General features: G+C 73.3%; 16 protein-coding genes. 12 read left to right on the top strand and 4 right to left on the bottom strand.

What is annotated here, in order from left to right; translation table 11 throughout:
• Positions 1-27 precede the first annotated feature (27 nt).
• Entirely contained in the window at positions 28-882 is an 855-nt protein-coding gene (locus tag GFH29_RS06185) for a DUF4190 domain-containing protein (RefSeq protein WP_153322525.1), read from the bottom strand.
• 10 nt (positions 883-892) lie between these two features.
• On the bottom strand, positions 893-2,089 hold the full coding sequence (locus GFH29_RS06190) for an MFS transporter (protein ID WP_228387795.1): 1,197 nt from the start codon (positions 2,087-2,089) through the stop codon (positions 893-895).
• Positions 2,090-2,145: 56 nt separating this feature from the next.
• Here GFH29_RS06190 and GFH29_RS06195 point away from each other — a divergent pair, with 56 nt between their 5' ends.
• From GFH29_RS06195 to GFH29_RS06250, 12 genes are all read left to right on the top strand, one after another.
• Positions 2,146-2,901 carry a TIGR03936 family radical SAM-associated protein gene (locus tag GFH29_RS06195; RefSeq protein ID WP_153322526.1) on the top strand — a complete coding sequence of 252 codons (756 nt, stop codon included), beginning with the start codon at positions 2,146-2,148 and terminating at the stop codon, positions 2,899-2,901.
• Positions 2,902-3,276: 375 nt separating this feature from the next.
• Positions 3,277-6,651, top strand: a complete 3,375-nt coding sequence (locus GFH29_RS06200) for an Rne/Rng family ribonuclease (RefSeq protein WP_153322527.1) — start codon at positions 3,277-3,279, stop codon at positions 6,649-6,651.
• A gap of 343 nt (positions 6,652-6,994) precedes the next feature.
• Positions 6,995-7,303: a 50S ribosomal protein L21 gene (rplU, locus tag GFH29_RS06205; protein WP_153322528.1), complete on the top strand. Its 309-nt coding sequence runs from the start codon at positions 6,995-6,997 to the stop codon at positions 7,301-7,303.
• 45 nt (positions 7,304-7,348) lie between these two features.
• Positions 7,349-7,603 (top strand): 50S ribosomal protein L27, encoded by a 255-nt coding sequence (rpmA, locus tag GFH29_RS06210; RefSeq protein ID WP_153322529.1) that lies wholly within the window; start codon positions 7,349-7,351, stop codon positions 7,601-7,603.
• Positions 7,604-7,759: 156 nt separating this feature from the next.
• Positions 7,760-9,304 carry a GTPase ObgE gene (obgE, locus tag GFH29_RS06215; protein ID WP_153322530.1) on the top strand — a complete coding sequence of 515 codons (1,545 nt, stop codon included), beginning with the start codon at positions 7,760-7,762 and terminating at the stop codon, positions 9,302-9,304.
• Positions 9,301-10,446 carry a glutamate 5-kinase gene (gene proB, locus GFH29_RS06220; RefSeq protein ID WP_153322531.1) on the top strand — a complete coding sequence of 382 codons (1,146 nt, stop codon included), beginning with the start codon at positions 9,301-9,303 and terminating at the stop codon, positions 10,444-10,446. The genes obgE and proB overlap by 4 nt, the downstream gene beginning before the upstream one ends.
• A 39-nt stretch (positions 10,447-10,485) precedes the next feature.
• Positions 10,486-10,908 carry a hypothetical protein gene (locus GFH29_RS06225; RefSeq protein WP_153322532.1) on the top strand — a complete coding sequence of 141 codons (423 nt, stop codon included), beginning with the start codon at positions 10,486-10,488 and terminating at the stop codon, positions 10,906-10,908.
• Between the two features lie 64 nt (positions 10,909-10,972).
• Positions 10,973-12,142, top strand: coding sequence for a cysteine desulfurase family protein (locus tag GFH29_RS06230; RefSeq protein WP_153322533.1), 1,170 nt, complete (start codon positions 10,973-10,975; stop codon positions 12,140-12,142).
• Positions 12,143-12,164: 22 nt separating this feature from the next.
• Entirely contained in the window at positions 12,165-13,277 is a 1,113-nt protein-coding gene (gene mnmA / locus GFH29_RS06235; RefSeq protein WP_153322534.1) for a tRNA 2-thiouridine(34) synthase MnmA, read from the top strand.
• Positions 13,274-14,269, top strand: coding sequence for a methionine synthase (locus GFH29_RS06240; RefSeq protein WP_153322535.1), 996 nt, complete (start codon positions 13,274-13,276; stop codon positions 14,267-14,269). Before mnmA ends, GFH29_RS06240 begins: the two co-directional genes overlap by 4 nt.
• Before the next feature lie 11 nt (positions 14,270-14,280).
• Positions 14,281-14,988 (top strand): PIG-L deacetylase family protein, encoded by a 708-nt coding sequence (locus GFH29_RS06245; RefSeq protein ID WP_153322536.1) that lies wholly within the window; start codon positions 14,281-14,283, stop codon positions 14,986-14,988.
• A 126-nt stretch (positions 14,989-15,114) separates the two neighbouring features.
• Positions 15,115-15,864 carry a Type 1 glutamine amidotransferase-like domain-containing protein gene (locus GFH29_RS06250; protein WP_153322537.1) on the top strand — a complete coding sequence of 250 codons (750 nt, stop codon included), beginning with the start codon at positions 15,115-15,117 and terminating at the stop codon, positions 15,862-15,864.
• Positions 15,865-16,103: 239 nt separating this feature from the next.
• Here the strand turns inward: GFH29_RS06250 and GFH29_RS06255 are convergent, their stop codons facing one another.
• Both GFH29_RS06255 and GFH29_RS06260 read right to left on the bottom strand, forming a co-directional pair.
• Positions 16,104-17,420 (bottom strand): HNH endonuclease signature motif containing protein, encoded by a 1,317-nt coding sequence (locus GFH29_RS06255; protein ID WP_153322538.1) that lies wholly within the window; start codon positions 17,418-17,420, stop codon positions 16,104-16,106.
• Between the two features lie 103 nt (positions 17,421-17,523).
• Positions 17,524-19,200, bottom strand: coding sequence for an MFS transporter (locus GFH29_RS06260; protein WP_228387797.1), 1,677 nt, complete (start codon positions 19,198-19,200; stop codon positions 17,524-17,526).
• Positions 19,201-19,512 lie beyond the last annotated feature (312 nt).

Consider the following 19,512-nt stretch of genomic DNA (forward strand, 5'->3'; position numbering starts at 1 on the left):
GGCCCGTCTCGTCTGTCAGGGAGCTGCTCAGCGCAGCGGGCCGGTGAGCTTGTCGCCGTCCTCGTCGTACACGACGCAGGCGAGGGTGTCGCCGGCGTCGGGCTCGGCGTCGTCGGTGAGCCGCATCAGGGCGAGGCCGCTGTCGTCGGTGGGGGTCCAGAAGCCGGTCGCCTCCCCGCACCAGGTGTTGCCGGCGAGCGCGGAGCCGGCGTACTGCTCGGCCTGGTCGGCGCTGAGGGTCACCGTGCCCAGGACCTCGGCGTCGTGCTCGTCCTCGCAGGCGACGGTCTCGATCGAGGTGAACTCCTCGTCGTCGTCGGCGAGCCCCGGGGCGTTGAAGCAGTCACCGGTCTCCAGGTCGTTGACGTCCTCGGAGACCGCGACACCGATCGCGATCAGCGCGACGACGGCGATCGTGGCCAGGAGTGACACGCCGCTGACGGCGATCGCGCCGATGGCCAGGCCCTTGCCGTGGTTGCGACCGTCGCGTCCGCGGCGCAGCACGATCACGGCGAGCACGATCGAGATGATCGCGGGAAGGATCAGGCAGCCGAGGAACGCCAGCACCAGCGAGGTGATCGCCATGCCCTGCGGTGCGGACTCCTGGCGCGGTCCGCCGGGGAACGGCGCGCCGTAGGGCGACTGGCCGTAGGGCGCCTGGCCGTAGGGGGCCTGGCCGTAGGGATTCTGGTCGTACGGCGGGGGTCCGTCGGGCGCCTCGCCGTACGGCACCTGCGGGTAGGCCGGGGGCGTCGGCGACGAGGGGTTCGTCCCGTACGGGGCCTGCCCGTAGGGGGTCGGGGGCGGGGATCCCGGGGGCGGCCCGGACGGCGTGGGCTCGCCCGGTTCGGAGGGGCCGGGGTACGGCGGGGGCTGGGTCACCGGCCCTACGCTACTGAGCCGCCACCTCGACGCGTGGGAGCTGGTCCTCGACATGGGCGGGACGCGCGGCGTAGGCCGCCACCGCCGCGAGCGGCGCCAGCAGCGCGATCAGCACCAGCAGCGGCACCGTCCAGCCGTCGGTGAGGTCGTGCACCAGGCCGAAGCCGAACGGGCCGACGCCCGCGATCAGGTAGCCGACGGACTGGGTGAAGCCGGAGAGCGCGGCGGTGCCCGCGGGGGTCCGCGAGCGCAGTCCGATCAGGGTGAGGACGACCGGGAAGACGGAGGCGCCGGTGCCGACGAGCAGCGCGGCGGGGATCGCGAGGTCGTGGGGCGCGAGCAGCAGCGCGAGGTAGCCGGCCGGGTAGCTGACGATCACCGCGAGCACGAGCCGTGCCGGGTGGGCGGTGCTCGCGACCAGGCGCGGCAGCCACAGCGAGAGCGGGATCGAGACCGCCGCGACGACGCCGACCAGGAGGCCGGCGGCCGTGGGGGAGTACCCGGCGTCGCGCCACAGCGTGGGGAACCAGCCGAACACGACGTAGGCCTGGATCGACTGCAGCCCGAAGAAGACAGCCATCGCCCAACCGAGCGGCGTCCGGGCCACGTCGAGGAACCGCACCGTCTGCGGGGCCGCCTCCGGCGTGCGGTCGTGGGCGATCAGGCCGAGCCACGGCAGTGCCGCGAGGAGCGCCAGCACCGCCCAGGCCCCGAGCCCGGCGCGCCAGCTGCCGGCGGCCTCGGCGATCGGGACGGTCAGGACGAGAGAGGCGGTGAGGCCGATCGCGAGGGCGGTCGTGTACATCGCGGTCACCGGTCCGACCCGGTCGGGGAAGTGCAGCTTGACCAGCGAGGGCAGCAGCACGTTGGCGGCCGCCATGCCGGCGAGCGCGACCATGGAGAGCAGCAGGAACGGCGCGGTCTGGTCGACCAGCGCCCGCCCGGCCAGCCCGGCGACGACCGCGACCAGCGCGCCCAGCGTCACCCGGTGGATCCCGGCCCGGCGTGCGAGGGCCGGCGCGACGGCGCCGAACCCGGCGAAGGCCAGCACCGGCAACGAGGTCAGCAGCCCGGCCGCCGCCGTCGACATCGACAGCCCGGCGCGCACCTCGTCGAGCACCGGTCCGACGCTCACCGCCGCGGGCCGCAGGTTGAACGACAAGAGCACCAGGCCGAGCAGCAGGAGGGCGGATGTGCGGCGGGTCACCCCGTCATGCTGCCAGCCATCTCACCCGGTCGGGGAGAGGGGTGGTGGGGACCGCGATGAGGGGCGAAGCGGTGGACCTCTCGTACCCTGTGCAGGTGCGAGAGCAGCCCGAGCAGCAAGCCCCACCCGTCCAGCGTCTCCGGATCCGGTACGCCAAGCGCGGGCGGCTGCGGTTCACCAGCCACCGCGACTTCTCGCGTGCCTTCGAGCGGGCGATCTTCCGGGCCCGCGTGCCGATGGCGTACTCCTCCGGGTTCAACCCGCACCCACGCATCTCCTACGCCGGCGCGGCGCCGACCGGGTCGGCCAGCGAGGCGGAGTTCGTCGAGATCGGGTTGGCTCAGGTGCTCGACCCCGCGGCCGTCCGCGCCTCCCTCGAGGAGGCGTTGCCGGACGGCCTGGACGTCGTCGACGTGGTGGTGTCTCCCGGAGGCTCGCTCTCCGACCTGCTCGAGGCCAGCCACTGGCACCTCGACCTCGCCACGCCGGCCGCCGTGGTGGCGCCGGCCGTCACCGCGTTCATGAACGCCGAGAGCGTCGAGGTCGAACGGATGACCAAGAAGGGGCTGCGGACCTTCGACTGCCGCGGCGCCGTGGTCTCCCTGGCCGTCGTCGAGCGGGACGGCGGCAGCCGTCTGGACCTGGTGCTGCGGCACGGTACGCCGTCCGTGCGCCCCGACGACGTGCTCTCCGGGCTGAAGGCCGTCGCCGGCCTGGACCTGGGGGAGTCCCCGCTGCTCACCCGGGTGGCCCAGGGACCGCTGGACGAGGCGACCGGCGAGGTCGGCGACCCGCTGCACGGTTCGGTATGACACCAAGAGACCGAGCGTGTGCGATACTCGCCACGGTTGATGACCGGTGACGGTCCTCGTTGACGGCCTACAGGCCGGCCCCGAGGAGCAGCACCCCAGTCGACTCGACGACGTTCTCGCCGGTCCCGCCAGGGCTCGGCACAGTGGAGGCAGTCGTTGCCAGACCGCGACGCGGCCAGTGGGCTCCGTGACAGGGAGTCCGCGAACAGTCCCAGGACTGGGCCAAGCGACCGCGGCAGGTGACAGCTCTGCCGCCAGTGACGCACCGCGGAGGATGTCGCCGCCACCGAAGGCTTTGCGCCGTCGGCTCTGAGCACGCGGGCCGCCGGCGTCTGACACGTCCGGCGCGCTGCGCGCCGGGCCGAGGAGCAGCACATGCCCGACGACCAGATCGATCCCACCACCACGGCCTCAGCGGCAGGTGACGCAGGAACCCCCTCGGAGCCCACCGCTCCGGGTACCGACGAGGCTCCCGCCCCGGCGAAGCGCGCTGCGCGCAAGACAGCGACCAAGAAGGCGACCGCGAAGACCGCGACCGCCAAGAAGGCCACCACCAAGGCGACCACCGCCAAGAAGACCACCGCCAAGCGGACGACGAAGAAGGTCGCCGCTGCGGACAGCGAGACGCCCGCGGACGCCCCCACCGAGGCGCCGCCCGCCGAGGCACCGGCTGCCGAGACGCCGGTCGAGCAGCCCGCCGAGGCCCCCGTGGCCGCCGACGAGACCGCTGCGCCCGCGAAGAAGGCCACCGCGCGCAAGACCGCCGCGAAGCGCACCACCAAGAAGGCACCGGCCCGCAAGAAGGCCGCCGCCGCCGAGCCGACCGAGGACGTCGCGCCCGAGGCACAGCCGGCCGCGCCCGTGAGCGCCGAGGTCGCCAGCACGCCGGCGCCCACCGCCGAGACCGCTGAGACGACCGACCAGCCCGAGACGGGCGAGTCCGGCGCCCCGGTCCCGCTCTTCCAGGCGCCGGTCGCCAAGAAGGCGCCGGCCCGACGTACCCGCAAGACCGCCGCCCAGAAGCGCGCCGAGGCCGAGGCGGCTGCCGCCGCCGAGGCCGCGGCAGCGGAGGACGACGAGGAGACCGCCGAGGGCGAGGTCGCCCTCGAGGCGACCGCGGCCACCGTCGACGCGGGCGCCGAGGCCCCCGCCGAGACCACCGAGGCCCCCGCCGCGGCGACCGCGGAGACCGACGAGGAGCCCGCCGAGGGCGACGAGCGCTCCGAGGACCAGGGTGCGGACCACAGCGACAGCGACTCCGAGGGCGGCGGCCGTCGCCGTCGTCGTCGTGGTGGTCGCCGCCGCCGCAAGTCCGGCGACGACTCCGACGGCGACTCGGCCGGGTCCGACGCCTCGGCGGGACAGCCGGGCGAGACCGCCGAGAAGTCGGCGGACCGGGCCGGCGACAAGAGCGAGGACGCCTCGGGCGACAAGGCCGAGGGCGAGGACTCCGACGCCTCCGGCGACACCGGTCCCGAGGAGCAGGGCAGCGGCGGCAGCTCGCGTCGCCGCCGGCGCCGCCGCCGCTCCAGCGAGGACGGCCCCGACTCCGGCGACGACCCGGAGAACACCGTCACCCGGGTGCGCAAGCCCCGCTCGGCCGAGGACGAGATCACCGCGATCTCCGGCTCCACCCGCCTCGAGGCCAAGAAGCAGCGTCGCCGCGACGGCCGCGAGGCCGGGCGGCGTCGTGCCCCGATCGTCAGCGAGGCCGAGTTCCTGGCCCGTCGCGAGGCGGTCGACCGCGTCATGGTCATCCGTCAGCGCGACGACCTGACCCAGATCGGCGTGCTCGAGGACAAGGTGCTCGTCGAGCACTACGTCGCCCGTGAGTCGCAGACCTCGATCATCGGCAACGTCTACCTCGGCCGGGTGCAGAACGTGCTGCCCTCGATGGAGGCGGCGTTCATCGACATCGGCAAGGGCCGCAACGCGGTGCTGTACGCCGGCGAGGTCAACTGGTCGGCCCTCGGCCACCGCGACGGCCAGCCGCGCAAGATCGAGTCGGTGCTGTCCTCGGGCCAGAGCGTCCTGGTGCAGGTCACCAAGGACCCGATGGGCCACAAGGGCGCACGCCTCACCAGCCAGGTCAGCCTGGCCGGACGGTTCCTGGTCTACGTGCCGGACGGCACCACCAGCGGCATCTCCCGCAAGCTTCCCGACACCGAGCGGGCCCGCCTCAAGGCGCTGCTCAAGGAGATCGTCCCCGAGTCGGCCGGCGTCATCGTGCGCACCGCCGCCGAGGGCGCCAGCGAGGAGGAGCTGACCCACGACGTCGAGCGCCTCAAGGCCCGTTGGGAGGCCATCGAGGCCAAGTCCAAGGGCAGCGCGCCGCAGCTGCTGTACGGCGAGCCGGACCTGACCCTCAAGGTCGTCCGCGACCTGTTCACCGAGGACTTCTCCAGCCTGGTGATCCAGGGCGGCGACGCTTGGGAGACCGTGCAGTCCTACGTCGAGGACGTCGCCCCGGACCTCGCCCCCCGCCTGGAGCGCTACTTCCCCGAGGCCCACGGCGGCAAGGACATCTTCGCCGAGTACCGCGTCGAGGAGCAGATCGCCAAGGCGCTGGACCGCAAGGTCTGGCTGCCCTCCGGCGGCTCGCTGGTCATCGACCGCACCGAGGCGATGACCGTGGTCGACGTCAACACCGGCAAGTTCACCGGCTCCGGGGGCAACCTCGAGGAGACGGTCACCAAGAACAACCTGGAGGCGGCCGAGGAGGTCGTGCGTCAGCTGCGGCTGCGCGACATCGGCGGCATCATCGTCGTCGACTTCATCGACATGGTCCTGGAGTCCAACCGCGACCTGGTGCTGCGTCGCCTCGTCGAGTGCCTGGGCCGCGACCGCACCCGCCACCAGGTCGCCGAGGTGACCTCCCTCGGCCTGGTGCAGATGACGCGCAAGCGGATCGGCACCGGCCTGGTCGAGGCGTTCAGTGAGAACTGCGAGCACTGCCACGGTCGCGGCGTCGTGATCCAGGACCAGCCGGTCGAGGCCCGCAAGGGTGGCGACGACGACTCGCGCGGTCGCAGCGGCCGCAAGCGCGGCGGCAAGGGCCGCGGCGGCGAGGACGGCAGCGAGCAGGGCTCGCGCCAGTCGAACCAGGCTCCCCAGTCGAGCCCGGCGTCCGCGCCGACCCCGAAGGACGTCGCCGCGATGGCGCGCCCCGAGAGTGCCGAGGACGTCGAGACGGCGCCCGTCGAGGCCGCACCGGCCGCCGAGGCGGCGGAACCCCGCACGGACGCTGGCCAGCAGGAGTCTCCGGCGGTCGCCGAGGCCCCGCAGGTGACGCAGCGCCCGCGTCGCGAGCGCCGCACCCGTGAGCGCCGCGAGGCCACCCCGGCGCCCGAGCAGGCCGAGCAGGCGCTGGTGCAGGTGTCGGAGCCGGTGGCCCCGGAGCCTCAGCAGGCCGAGACCCCGGCACCGCAGGCACCCGCCGAGCCGGCCGCGCCCAAGGTCGTCACCCGCACCCGCCGGCGTACCGCGACCCGCCCGGCCGGCTCCCCGGCCACGGTGACGGCCCCGGTGGCGCCGATCATCGCCGCCCCGTCGGCCCCGCTGCCGACGGCGGCGTCGCTCAGCACGCCGGAGCCGCCGAAGGTGATCACCCGCACGCGCACCCGGAGCGTCAACCGGCCCGCTGGCCCGCCCAGCGAGGTCTCGGCGCAGACCGGGTCCGGTGAGGCCACGAGCGGTGAGGACGGCGCGTCCGTCGAGCACGTCCCGGTCAAGAAGAAGGGCAAGCGCTGAGCCTGCCGGCTCCCCACGCGCGATCCCTGAGCGTCCTGACGCCCTGCCCCCGTTTCCGGTCCGGAAGCGGGGGCAGGGCGCTTCGCGGGGTAAGGTACGGGGGCCGGTCTCGGGTCCGGGAGCTCTGAGCTGACCGGATCCTGATCGGTGAGGCCCCGCGTTTTGCGGTGGCTGCCGAGCGTCCGTAGTATTGACCCTCGGTGCGTTCACACGTGCCGCGGCCCTGTGTGGCAGCCCCACCGCGACCTGGCCCAAGGCCAGTGGCGGGGTGCGCAGGAAGCCCCAGCCGGCCGACGTAGACAAGTACGCACCAACCGAAGCAGTAACGACGAAGGAGACCGCGGTGTACGCGATCGTGCGCGCAGGCGCCAAGCAGCAGAAGGTTGCCGTGGGCGACGTCATCGAGATCGACAAGATCTCGACCGAGGTGGGCCAGACCGTGACCCTGCCCGTCGTCCTCGCGGTCGACGGCGAGACGGTCACGTCCGACGCCGCCGCCCTGGACAAGGCGTCCGTGACCGCCGAGGTCCTCGGCGCCACCAAGGGCCCGAAGATCATCATCCAGAAGTACAAGAACAAGACCGGCTACAAGAAGCGCCAGGGTCACCGCCAGAAGTACACCCAGGTCAAGGTCACCGACATCTCCCTCTGAGCCCCCGGCTCAGAGCAGGCCCGACACGAACACAAGGATCACGACATGGCACACAAGAAGGGCGCGGCGTCCACCAAGAACGGCCGCGACTCCAACTCCCAGCGCCTCGGTGTGAAGCGATACGGTGGCCAGCTGGTCAACGCCGGTGAGATCATCGTGCGCCAGCGTGGCACCCACTTCCACCCGGGCGCCGGCGTCGGCCGTGGCGGCGACGACACGCTCTTCGCGCTGATCCCCGGTGCTGTCGAGTTCGGCACCCGTCGCGGTCGCCGGGTCGTCAACATCGTCGCGGGCGAGTGACCTGACGCTCGCGCGCAGCAAGACCTTGTGAAAGGGCGTCCCGGTCCCCGGGGCGCCCTTTCACTGTTCCACGGCACCTCCGGCGTGGTGGGCCGCGATCACGCGGCCCCGCGCCACCAGCTCCACCCCAGACCTTTTGATTAGGCGGTAAGACCCATGGCAGTTCCGACCTTCGTGGATCGGGTGACGCTGCACGTCAGCGCCGGTCGTGGCGGGCACGGTGTGGCCTCGGTCCACCGCGAGAAGTTCAAGCCGCTCGGCGGTCCCGACGGCGGCAACGGCGGTCCCGGCGGCTCGGTGATCCTGCGCGTCGACCCCTCGGTGACGACCCTCATCGACTACCACCACAGCCCCCGGCGGCGTGCCGAGAACGGCGGGCACGGCGCGGGCGACTTCCGCAACGGCGCCCACGGCAGCGACCTGGTGCTCCCGGTGCCGGACGGCACCGTGGTGAGCATCCGCGGCGGCGAGGTGCTCGCCGACATGGTGGGTGCCGGCACCGAGCTGACCATCGCCCAGGGCGGTCGCGGTGGCCTCGGCAACGCCGCGCTGGCCTCCTCCAAGCGCAAGGCCCCCGGCTTCGCGCTCCTCGGCGAGCCCGGCGAGGAGGTCGAGATCGCCCTCGAGCTCAAGGTCGTCGCCGACATCGGTCTCGTGGGCTTCCCGAGCGCCGGCAAGTCCAGCCTGATCGCCGCGATCTCCCGGGCCCGTCCCAAGATCGCCGACTACCCGTTCACCACGCTGGTGCCGAACCTCGGCGTCGTACGCGCCGGCGACACGATCTTCACCGTCGCCGACGTCCCCGGGCTGATCGAGGGCGCCAGCGAGGGCCGCGGCCTGGGCCACGAGTTCCTGCGCCACGTCGAGCGCTGCGCGGCGCTGGTGCATGTCATCGACACCGCGAGCATCGAGCCCGGCCGCAACCCGGTCGACGACCTCGACGTCATCGAGAACGAGCTGAGCCGCTACGGCGGTCTCGAGGACCGCCCGCGCCTGGTCGCGATGAACAAGATCGACGTCCCCGACGGCCGCGACCTCGCCGACATCACGATCGAGGAGCTGCGCGAGCGCGGCCTGCGGGTCTTCCCGGTCTCCGCCGCGTCGGGGGAGGGGCTCAAGGAGCTCACCTTCGCGATGGCCGAGATCGTGGCCGCCACCCGTGCCGCGCAGCCGACCGTCGAGGCCGAGCGGATCGTGCTGCGCCCGCGCAGCGTCGACGGCGGCGACGACTTCACGATCACCGAGACGCCTGACGGCTGGCGGGTGCGCGGGTCGAAGCCCGAGCGCTGGGTGCGCCAGACCGACTTCAGCAACGACGAGGCCGTCGGCTTCCTCGGTGACCGGCTCAACCGCCTCGGCGTCGAGACCCGTCTCGCCAAGATGGGCGCCCAGGAAGGCGACGCCGTCATCATCGGCGCCGAGGACAACTCGGTCGTCTTCGACTTCCGCCCCGGCATCGACGCCGGTGCGGAGATGCTCGGCCGCCGCGGCGAGGACCAGCGCTTCGACGAGTCGCGTCCGGCCGCCGGTCGCCGTCGCGAGATCGACGAGCTGATGCCCGAGCGCGGCGAGAACGAGACCCGCGCCGACGTGGCCCGCCGTCTCGACGCCGAGCGCAACAGCAGTGGGATCGGCCCGATGTCGTATGAGATCGGCTCGGCCGAGGACCCGGACTGGGCCGAGAAGGACCCCGGGGAGTGAGCACGGCGGCGGCGGGCGAGCGGCGTACGCCGGTCACCCAGGCGCGGCGGATCGTCGTGAAGGTGGGCTCGTCGTCGCTGACGCGCCACGGCGGCGGTATCGACGACGCGCGCCTGGACGCGCTGGTCGACGTGCTCGCCGCCGCCCGCAGCCGCGGCACCGAGGTCGTGCTGGTCTCCTCCGGTGCGATCGCGGCGGGCCTGGAGCCGCTGGGCCTGAGCAAGCGGCCCCGGGCGCTCGCGGTGCAGCAGGCCGCGGCCTCGGTGGGCCAGGGGCTGCTGGTGCACCGCTACACCGAGGGCCTGCGCCGCCACGGGCTGACCGCCGGGCAGGTGCTGCTCACCGTCGACGACGTCGTACGCCGCGCGCAGTACCGCAACGCCTACCAGACGCTGGCCAAGCTGCTCGAGCTCGGCGTGCTGCCGATCGTCAACGAGAACGACACGGTGGCGACCAGCGAGATCCGCTTCGGCGACAACGACCGGCTCGCCGCCCTGGTCGCCCACCTCGTGCAGGCCGACCTGCTGGTGCTGCTCTCCGACGTCGACGGGCTCTACACCGCCAAGCCGGGGGCACCCGGCGCGCGGCTGATCGAGGAGGTGCGCTCGGGCAGCGACCTGGACGGTGTCGAGATCGGCAGCGTCGGCTCGGCCGTCGGCACCGGCGGGATGGTCACCAAGGTCGAAGCCGCCCGGATCGCCACCGGCGCCGGCATCCCGGTGGTGCTGACCAGCGCGGACCAGGCCTCGCGCGCCCTCGACGGCGACGTCGTCGGCACGCTGTTCCACGCCACCGGCCGCCGCCGCCCGATCCGCCAGCTGTGGCTGCGCCACGCCGCGGAGGGCAAGGGCACGCTGAGCCTCGATGACGGCGCCGTGCGCGCGGTCCGCGAGCGCGGCGCGTCCCTGCTCGCCGCCGGCGTCACCGCGGTCAGCGGGCGCTTCCTCGCCGGCGACCCGGTCGACCTGCTCGACCCGTCTGGCCTGCGCGTCGCGCGCGGACTCGTGGGCTTCGACGCCGACGAGGTGCCGAGCCTGCTGGGCCGATCCAGCGAGGACCTGCGCCGCGACCACGGAGCCGGCTACGACCGCGCGCTCGTGCACCGCGACGACCTGGTCGTGCTGGAGCGCCCGCGCCGCTGAGCGCGGGAACCTCCCACGTCTCGCGCACGTCTCAGCGCCATGCGCCGCCTGCTGCCGCCCGCCCTGCTGGTGTCCGCCGTGCTGCTCGCCGGTTGCGGAGACGACCCGGCGCCCGACGCGGACCCGCTCGCCTCGGTGAGCACCGGGTCCAGCACGCCCGGCGGCACCGCCATGGCGCCCGCGTGGCCGCCGCCGGGGTGCCGGGAGCTGTCGGTCGCCGCGAGCTCGTTCGCCGAGGACGCGCGCGGTGAGGAGAGCCCCGAGGCGGCCGCGCTGGACGCCGTCGAGGAGGGTGTCCGGGCGATCCGCGGCTCCGAGCCGGGCGGGGCCGACAAGCGCACCTGGTACGTCGTGGCCGCCGACGGCACCGGGATCGCGGCGGTCGAGGTGCTCCGTGACGCCGTCGGCACCGGCTGGCTGGCCGCCTCGGTCGAGCGCTGCGCGGACCCCGCGCCGTACTGACAGGGCGTCGGGGGGCGAGCGGGTTCGGGGTGTGGCGCCCCCGCGCCGTACGCTTGACCACGACATGCCCGACACCGTCTACCTCGACCACGCCGCGACCACTCCGATGGTCCCCGCGGCGATCGAGGCCATGAGCCGCCACCTCGTCGAGGTGGGCAACCCGAGCTCGCTGCACGCCTCCGGGCGCCGCGCCCGCCGGGTGGTCGAGGAGTCCCGCGAGACGATCGCTCGCATGGTGGGCTGCCGCCCCGGCGAGGTCGTGTTCACCTCCGGGGGCACCGAGGCCGACAACCTCGCGCTCAAGGGCGTCTTCTGGTCGCGCCGCGACGCCGACCCGCGCCGGGTGCGCGTGCTGGCCTCGGCCGTCGAGCACCATGCGGTGCTCGACGCGCTGCACTGGCTGGAGTCCCACGAGGGCGCCGAGGTCGAGCTCGTGCCGGTCGACTCCGACGGCGTCGTCGACCTCGACGCGCTGCGCGCCTCGGTCGAGCGGGACCCGGACTCGGTCGCCCTGGTCTCGGTGATGTGGGCCAACAACGAGGTCGGCACCCTGCAGCCCGTCCCCGAGGTCGTCGAGATCTGTGCCCCGCACGCGATCCCGGTGCACACCGACGCGGTGCAGGCGCTCGGCGCCGTGCCGGTCGACTTCGCCGCGAGCGGCGTCGACGCCCTCACCCTCACCGGTCACAAGGTCGGCGGCCCGTACGGCGTCGGTGCGCTCATCGTGCGCCGCGAGCTGTCGGTCACCGCGCTGCTGCACGGCGGCGGCCAGGAGCGCGACATCCGCAGCGGCACCATCGACACCCCGGCCATCGCCGGTCTCGCCGCGGCCGTCGAGCTCGCGGTCAAGTGCCAGCCCGAGCACGCGGCCCGGATCGCCGCGCTGCGCGACCGGCTGGTGGCCGGCGTGCGCGCCGCCGTGCCGGACGCCGTCCTGACCGGGCACCCGAGCCAGCGGCTCCCCGGCAACGCCCACTTCTCCTTCCCCGGCTGCGAGGGCGACTCGCTGCTGATGCTGCTCGACGCGCGCGGCATCGAGTGCTCCACCGGCTCGGCCTGCTCCGCCGGTGTCCCGCAGGCCTCCCACGTGCTGCTCGCGATGGGGCGCCCGGACGCGGAGGCCCGCAGCTCGCTGCGCTTCTCCCTGGGCCACACCAGCACCGAGACCGACGTGGACGCCCTGGTCGCCGCGATCGCCCCCTGCGTCGAGCGGGCCCGCGCGGCGCGCCTGTGACCGGCGCCGGAGGAGGCATCCGATGAAGGTCTTGGCAGCCATGTCCGGCGGCGTCGACTCCGCCGTCGCCGCGGCGCGCGCCCACGAGGCCGGGCACGACGTCACCGGCATCCACCTCGCGCTGTCGCGCAACCCCGCGTCGTACCGCTCGGGTGCGCGGGGGTGCTGCACGATCGAGGACAGCAACGACGCGCGGCGCGCGGCCGACGTCATCGGCATCCCCTTCTATGTCTGGGACCTCTCCGAGCGCTTCCACGCCGACGTGGTCGAGGACTTCATGGACGAGTACGCCGCGGGCCGCACGCCCAACCCGTGCCTGCGCTGCAACGAGAAGATCAAGTTCGCCGCGGTGCTCGACCGGGCGCTGGCGCTGGGCTTCGACGCGGTCGCCACCGGCCACTACGCGCAGCTGCGCACCGGCGCCGACGGGCTGATCGAGATGCACCGCGCGGTGGACGGCGGCAAGGACCAGTCCTACGTGCTCGGAGTACTGGACCAGCAGCAGCTCGCGCACTCCTACTTCCCGCTCGGGGACACCCCCAAGGCCCAGGTGCGCGAGGAGGCGGCCCGGCGCGGGCTGCTGGTCGCGGACAAGCCCGACAGCCACGACATCTGCTTCGTCGCCGACGGCGACACCGCCGGCTGGCTGCGCGAGAAGCTCGGCGACCGCGCCCCGCACACCAGCGGCGACATCGTCGACGACGCGACCGGCGAGGTGCTCGGCCGCCACGAGGGGTCCTGGGGCTACACGATCGGCCAGCGCAAGGGCCTGCGCCTGGGGCGTCCCGCCCCGGACGGCAAGCCGCGCTTCGTGCTCGACATCGAGCCGGTTTCCGGCACCGTCCGGGTCGGGCCCCGCGAGGGCCTGGCCGTGGACGGCCTCAGCGGCATCCGGCCGCGGTGGTGCGGCACCGTGCCCACCCGCCTCTCCGGCGACGGCGTGACCGTGCAGCTGCGCGCGCACGGCGACGAGCACCGCGCCACCGTGACCGTGAGCCCGGACGGCACCGGCGTCGAGGTCGAGCTGCTCGACCCGGCGTACGGCATCGCGCCGGGGCAGGCGGTCGTCATCTACGACCACACCCGGGTGGTCGGGTCGGCCACCATCTCCAGCACCCGACGGGCCACCACATGACCACCGCCACCGCCATCGGCTCCCTGCCCGGCACCGAGCAGCGCGACTTCGACGAGGCCGTGCGGCTCGTGCTCGGGGAGCTCCCCGACCTGCCGCACCTGCCCGAGCTGCCCGGCCGCGGCGCGACCGCCTCGATGACCGGCCGGGCGCTCGCCGTGGTCGCCGAGTTCGGCGTGGACCTGCAGCCCGCCGGCTGGCGGCTCACGGGCGGCGGCTCGGGCATCGACCACCGCCGCGCCCGTAGCCTGCTCGGCCAGGACCTCGACACCCTCGAGGAGCAGGCCCAGGGGTTCACCGGCACCTTCAAGGTGCAGATCGCCGGACCGTGGACGCTGGCCGCGACCGTCGAGAAGCCGCGCGGCGACAAGATCCTCGCCGACCACGGCGCCCGCGCCGACCTGGCCCAGGCACTGGCCGAGGGGCTGCGCGAGCACCTGCGCGACGTACGCCGCCGGCTGCCGGGCCTCCAGCGCCTGGTCGTGCAGGTCGACGAGCCGGCGCTGCCGGCGGTGCTCGGCGGCAAGGTCCCGACGGCGTCCGGCTTCGGGCGGCACCGCACGGTCGACCTCCCGGAGGCCTCCGCGCACCTGGAGTGGGTGCTCGCGGCCGTCACGGCCGAGGACGCCGTCCCGTGGGTGCACTCCTGCGCGCCCGGCACGCCGCTGGACCTGCTGCGCGGCGCCGGCGCCCGTGGCCTGGCCGTCGACCACTCCCAGCTCTCGGCCGCCGACCACGACCACCTCGCCGAGGCCCTCGAGGCCGGTGAGGAGGTCGTGCTGGGCATGGTGCCCAGCACCGGCGAGGCCGCGTCCGGTCCCAGCGACGCCCGCCTCACCGAGGCCACCCTGCGCTGGCTGGACATGCTCGGGCTCGACCCCGGCACGGTCGGCGACCGGCTGCTGATCAGCCCCGCCTGCGGGCTCGCGGGCGCCTCGGCGGCGTGGGCGCGTCAGGCGCTGACGCTCGCGCGCACCACCGCCGCCAACCTCTGAGGGCGGAACGGGTGAGGTTCTCGAGCCTGCTGGCCGTGTTCGCTCACCCCGATGACGAGTCACTGGCCGCCGGCGGAGTCCTCGCGCAACACGCCGCGGCGGGCGCGCGGACTGCCGTCGTCACCGCGACGTGGGCTCCGCGCACGCAACGAGCGGCCGAGCTGGCCGATGCGCTGCAGGTCCTGAGTGCGGGCGAGCCGCGGTTGCTCGGGTACGCCGACGCGAGGGTCCCGGAGTCTGCTCTGGGCCGTCCCCGCTGGTGCGACGTACCGCTCGACGAGGCCGTGAATCGGCTGGTGGTTCAGATCCGCGAGCTCCGCCCGGAGGCTCTGGTGACCCACGACGCCCACGGCGGGCTGACCGGCCATCCCGACCACGTGCACACCCATCGCGTGACCATGCTGGCCGCCGAGGCAGCGGGCCTCGACACCGTCTGCCTGGCGACCCACCCGCGGTCGGCGGTGGCGGGGATCGAGAGCATCATCGGCGCCCGAGGAACCGCGTACGCCACCCCCGACGAGCAGGTCACGGACCGCGTGGACGTGTCGCCCTGGCTGGAGCAGAAGCTGGCCGCGATCCTCGCCCACCGCTCCGAGGTCGACCGAGGCGCACTGCCTGGACTCATCGCCCGTCTAGCACCGGCGGCGCCGCGCGGGGAGCTTCTCTCGACGGAGTGGTTCATCCGCCGCACCATGTCCGCCTGGGGCGGGAGCGATTAGCTCATCACCCCGGGTGGGTGGGCAGTGATCAGTCGGGGCTCGTTTCCCCGCACCTTGGCGCCAGGGCGGGGTTGTCCGGCGGGTGAGGGCCGCCCTCCTGTGAGGGCAATGTGAAACCGTGCAGCCATGAATGACAGCCTCGCGAGTGTTCACCTGGTAGGCGGCGGCGCGGACTGCCCCAATGCCGCCGACCTGGCAGGCGCGTTCGCGGTCGAGGCCACCAACCACGCCAAGACAGATGCGCCGCCACACCTTGCCCTTGTGATGGTCGACGTTGACGGGCGCGCCGACCAGTTCCGGCCCGCGTACACCGCCGCGCTCGACAGCCACATCCCTGGTGGTTTCGAGTACCTCGACATCCGCCTCGATGGGGGCCCATGGCGCGACGGCTCGGTGTTCCGGGAGGTCGACGGCATCGTGGTCGCAGGTGGCCCGACCGCCCTCTACCACGCTGGTCTGAGCCACCTCTCCGTCGTGATCAAGGACGCGCTTGCAGACCGAGTCCCCTACCTTGGCTTCTCTGCCGGAGCGATGATCGCCGCCAACACGGCACTTCTGGGCGGCTGGCGTGACCATGGACGCGTCATGTGCGATGAGGACTGGTCGGAGGGCTTCGACGAACTTACGCTGGCCCCCGGCTTGGGGCTGGTCGACTTCACGGTCGACGTGCACGCCACACAGGGCGGGCTTCTTAGCCGTGCATGCGCCGCCGCGCTCCACCCCGAGTGTGGGCGAGTAGCCGCGATTGACGAGGCAACCGTGCTGTCGGTCCCCGAGAACGCCGACACGCCACATCAGGGACAGCGTCGAGGGGACGGGTTCGTCTGGTGGCTCGAAGCCAGTGACGGAACCCTTAACACGCGCCGACTCACCTGACCCACAACGCAACGACGCGCCTCGTGGACCCGTTTTCCGGGCCACGCGACGGCGTCGCCGGGACTTTCGTCTCTCGGGTTACAGATTCTCGTCTGTAGCCCCGTTCGCAAGAGAGACACACCCCAGTGAGGGCCGCTCTCTGGGGGTGCTCGAGCCTGCTCGCCGTGGGTGCGCGAGGAACTGCTGTCGACCGAGTGGTTCATCTCGACGCCCAGGCCGGACGGCTTGATGCAGCTAGCTCATCGCCCGGGTGAGTGCGCGGTCACGAGTCGGGTCTCGCCGCGGTGCTTCGCGAGGTGGAGCCCGTGGGGTGATCGCCAGAGGTACGTCGCGGTGTCGGCCTTGTCGTAGGTCCACGCGGTGTGTGTTTTCGCCCGATGGTGTCGGCGACAGAGTGGGGCGAGGTTGCAGCTGCAGGTCGGGCCGGCGTTCCCGTCGGATCCGCTCTTGTCGTGGGCGGTGACGTGGTCGGTGTCGCAGCGTCGGGAGGGCCGGTCGCACCAGGGGAAGGCGCAGCTCGGCTGGGTGAGGTGGAGTTGTTCTGCCATCCGGTCGGGGATGGCGTAGGCGTCGGTGTGGTGGTGCTCGTCGAGGTCGATGACCGGCTTGATCACGACCTCGGTGTCGGGGTTGCCGCACCAGTCGCGGACCTGGTCGGTCGAGATGACGGACCTGGTCTCGTCCACGTGGGCGACCCCGGCCTCGTCGCGGGAGATCGCGGCCGCGGAGAGGTGGACATGGATGACGACCCGCCGGGGCTTCACGACAGACGTGGTCCCGGACGCACTGCCGTCCTCGGTGGCATGGTCGAGGCCGAGGCAGCGGCGGGCGAGCTCGCCGGCGGCGATGGAGCGCCGCACGTCGAGGGACTCGATGGACCCGAGCTGATGCAGCTCCTCGGCGCGCTGCGCGATCGCAGCCTCGAGGTCGAGCGCGTCGGCCAGGTCGAGGTCGCCCTCGACATGGATGGTGCCGTCGTGGTTCGCACCTTCCGTGTGCACGTTGAACCGCCGCGACTCGGCCGCAGCCAACCGTGCCTTCTCCGCGGCGTTGGGGTCGAACATCGCCTGAGCCTCGTCGACGAGCCGGGCGAGGGTGACCAGCCCGACCTTGCCGGCGACCGCGGCCAGCCGACGGTCGACGTAGGTGGCGCCGTCGAGGGAGAGCTTGTGGGTGAGCTGCGCCAGGCGGCGGGCCTTCCACAGCGGGACCTTGCCGGCCTGCACCAGCCGCCAGGTCCGCTTCAACCGGTGGGCCAGCTCGAGGGCGTCGGCCATCAGGCCCCGGGCGGAGTCGGTGGAGATGCCGAGTGCGGCGCCGAGCTCCATCGGGGCGAACTCCGCCACCTCCGGGGCGCCCTCGCCGGCGAGCGGAACCACGAGCTCCCACCCGAACACGGGACCGGGCTCGACCGACTCCGCGGGATGCAGGTCGGCCCACGCCAGAGCGGCCCGTACGACGTCGACCTCGGCCGCGTGGGCGTCGGCCCGTCGCTGCCGCGCGAACGCCAGCACGGCGGCGGGGGAGCCGCAGTCGGGGATGTCGGGGGAGGCCATGCCTCAGTCTAGTCGAACGAACGTTCGAGAGGCGTCTGCAGAATGGGGTAACCCGCTGGGCCGCACGGGGACCAGTTCGCGCGCCGCAATCCCGAGCCCGACCTCAGGCGTCCGCGCCCTCGACCTCCGGCACGGTCCGCCCGCCGAGGTCCTCGGGGCTGATCCGGAGGAAGGTCCAGATGATCAGCGACGCGAGGAGCATCAGCAGCGCCGCGACCTGGAGGGCGTTCGTGGCGCCGTCGGTGTAGGTCGCGGTGTAGAGCGCGGCGTCGATGTTGCTCAGGCTGCCGCCGGGCACGGAGGCGTCCGGGTCGACGCCGGCGGCGCGCAGGCCCTCGCGCAACGGGCCCTCGACGCGGTCGCTGGTGCGGTTGACGAAGAACAGCGACACGGTGCCGAGGACCGCGAGGCCCAGTGCGCCCGCGACCTGCTGCACGGTGTTGAGCACGCCCGAGCCGACCCCGGCGTCCTCGCGGCGTACGGCGTGGACGGCCGTGAGGGTCATCGGCACGAAGGTCATGCCCATGCCGACGCCCATGAGCAGCAGGAACGGGAAGATCGAGGTCCAGTAGGACACGTCGGCGCCCAGGGCGTCGGCGCCGGGTGCCAGGCTGCGCAGGACCGCGGCGGGGGAGTCGTCGACGTCGTAGCGGGAGAACCCGTAGAGCGCGGCGGAGGCCATCAGGGTGCCGGTGCCGGTGATGTAGCGGACGCCGTACCGCACGACCAGCTTGGAGGAGATCACCGCGCCGACCATCACGCCGACCGAGAACGGCAGGAACGCGACGCCGGTGTGCAGCGGCTCGTAGCCGAGGATGCGCTGCACGAACTGGCCGTTGAAGTAGAACATCGCGAACATCGCGCCGGAGGCGAAGAACATCGCGGCGAAGCTGGTGCCACGGGTGCGGTCCAGCACGATCCGCAGCGGCAGCAGCGGGTGAGCCACCCGGCGCTCGAGGACGACGAACGCCACCAGCAGCGCGACGCCGGCGGCCAGGGCGGCGAGGGCCCACGGGTCGTCCCAGCCGTGCTCGGCCTCGCCGGCGCGGGAGAGGCCGTAGACCACGCCGAGCAGGCCGAGGGTCGCGGTGAGCGCGCCGGGCACGTCGAGGCGGTTGCGGTTGCGCTCGGACTCGCTGAGCCAGCGCGGTGCGAGCAGGGCGGCGACCAGGCCGATCGGCGCGTTGATCCACAGCGTCAGCCGCCAGCCGGTGACCTCGAAGCCGAAGATGCTGTCGATACCGGTCAGGAAGCCGCCGAGGAGCAGCCCGACCGCGGCGCCGATGCCGGACATGCCGGCGAAGACGCCCATCGCCTTGTTGCGCGCGGGGCCGGCGGGGAAGTTGGTGGTGATCAGCGACAGCGCCGCCGGCGAGGCGAGGGCCGCGCCGGCGCCCTGGAGCGCGCGAGCGCCGAGGAGCATCCAGCCCTCGGTGGCGCAGCCGCCGAGCAGCGAGGCGAGCGCGAACGTGCCGAGGCCGATGGTGAAGGTGCGTCGGCGTCCGAGCAGGTCACCGAGGCGGCCGCCGAGCAGCAGCAACCCGCCGAAGGTGAGGGCGTAGATCGTGACCACCCAGGTCAGCCCCGCGGCGGTCATCCCGAGGTCGCGGGAGATGCTCGGCAGGGCGATGTTGGTGATGGTGCCGTCGAGGACCAGCATCAGCTGGGCCACCGAGATCAGCACGAGCGCGCGGCCCAGGTTGGGCGAGAGGCCGGAGGCCTCGGCGGTGCCCTCCCCCGGCTGGTCGGCGGCGGGTGGGGTGGAGCGGGTCTCGGTCACGGGTCTCCTCGACGGACGTGGGGTCGAGGGAAGCGTAGATCATATAGACGCTGGTTCCGTCTGCTTCTCGCTGTGGCGCGGGAAGGGGGTCCCGGGGGCGGGCGTCTTCCCGCGCAATTGCTGGGAAAAGCACCGCTTTGCGGCTCGGGCAGGTGTCTTTCCCAGCAATTGCTGAGTTACGTGCACAACGCACGGCCCCAGTACGCCGCCGGCGCCGAGCGCGCCCCGGGCCGGCGCCCGGGGGCTCGTAACTCAGCAATTGCGCCGAAAAGCACCGAACCAGAGCCCGCGGAGGTGTTTTTCCCAGCAATT

Source organism: Nocardioides sp. dk884 (assembly GCF_009557055.1).
In the GTDB taxonomy this organism is placed as follows: Bacteria; Actinomycetota; Actinomycetes; order Propionibacteriales; family Nocardioidaceae; genus Nocardioides.

Coding starts and splice junctions, on each gene's coding strand:
- rpmA (WP_153322529.1), top strand. CDS start 7,349: ATGGCACACAAGAAGGGCGCGGCGTCCACCAAGAACGGCCGCGACTCC.
- GFH29_RS06255 (WP_153322538.1), bottom strand. CDS start 17,420: ATGGCCTCCCCCGACATCCCCGACTGCGGCTCCCCCGCCGCCGTGCTG.
- GFH29_RS06250 (WP_153322537.1), top strand. CDS start 15,115: ATGAATGACAGCCTCGCGAGTGTTCACCTGGTAGGCGGCGGCGCGGAC.
- GFH29_RS06225 (WP_153322532.1), top strand. CDS start 10,486: ATGCGCCGCCTGCTGCCGCCCGCCCTGCTGGTGTCCGCCGTGCTGCTC.
- GFH29_RS06240 (WP_153322535.1), top strand. CDS start 13,274: ATGACCACCGCCACCGCCATCGGCTCCCTGCCCGGCACCGAGCAGCGC.
- GFH29_RS06230 (WP_153322533.1), top strand. CDS start 10,973: ATGCCCGACACCGTCTACCTCGACCACGCCGCGACCACTCCGATGGTC.
- obgE (WP_153322530.1), top strand. CDS start 7,760: ATGGCAGTTCCGACCTTCGTGGATCGGGTGACGCTGCACGTCAGCGCC.
- mnmA (WP_153322534.1), top strand. CDS start 12,165: ATGAAGGTCTTGGCAGCCATGTCCGGCGGCGTCGACTCCGCCGTCGCC.
- GFH29_RS06200 (WP_153322527.1), top strand. CDS start 3,277: ATGCCCGACGACCAGATCGATCCCACCACCACGGCCTCAGCGGCAGGT.
- GFH29_RS06195 (WP_153322526.1), top strand. CDS start 2,146: ATGAGGGGCGAAGCGGTGGACCTCTCGTACCCTGTGCAGGTGCGAGAG.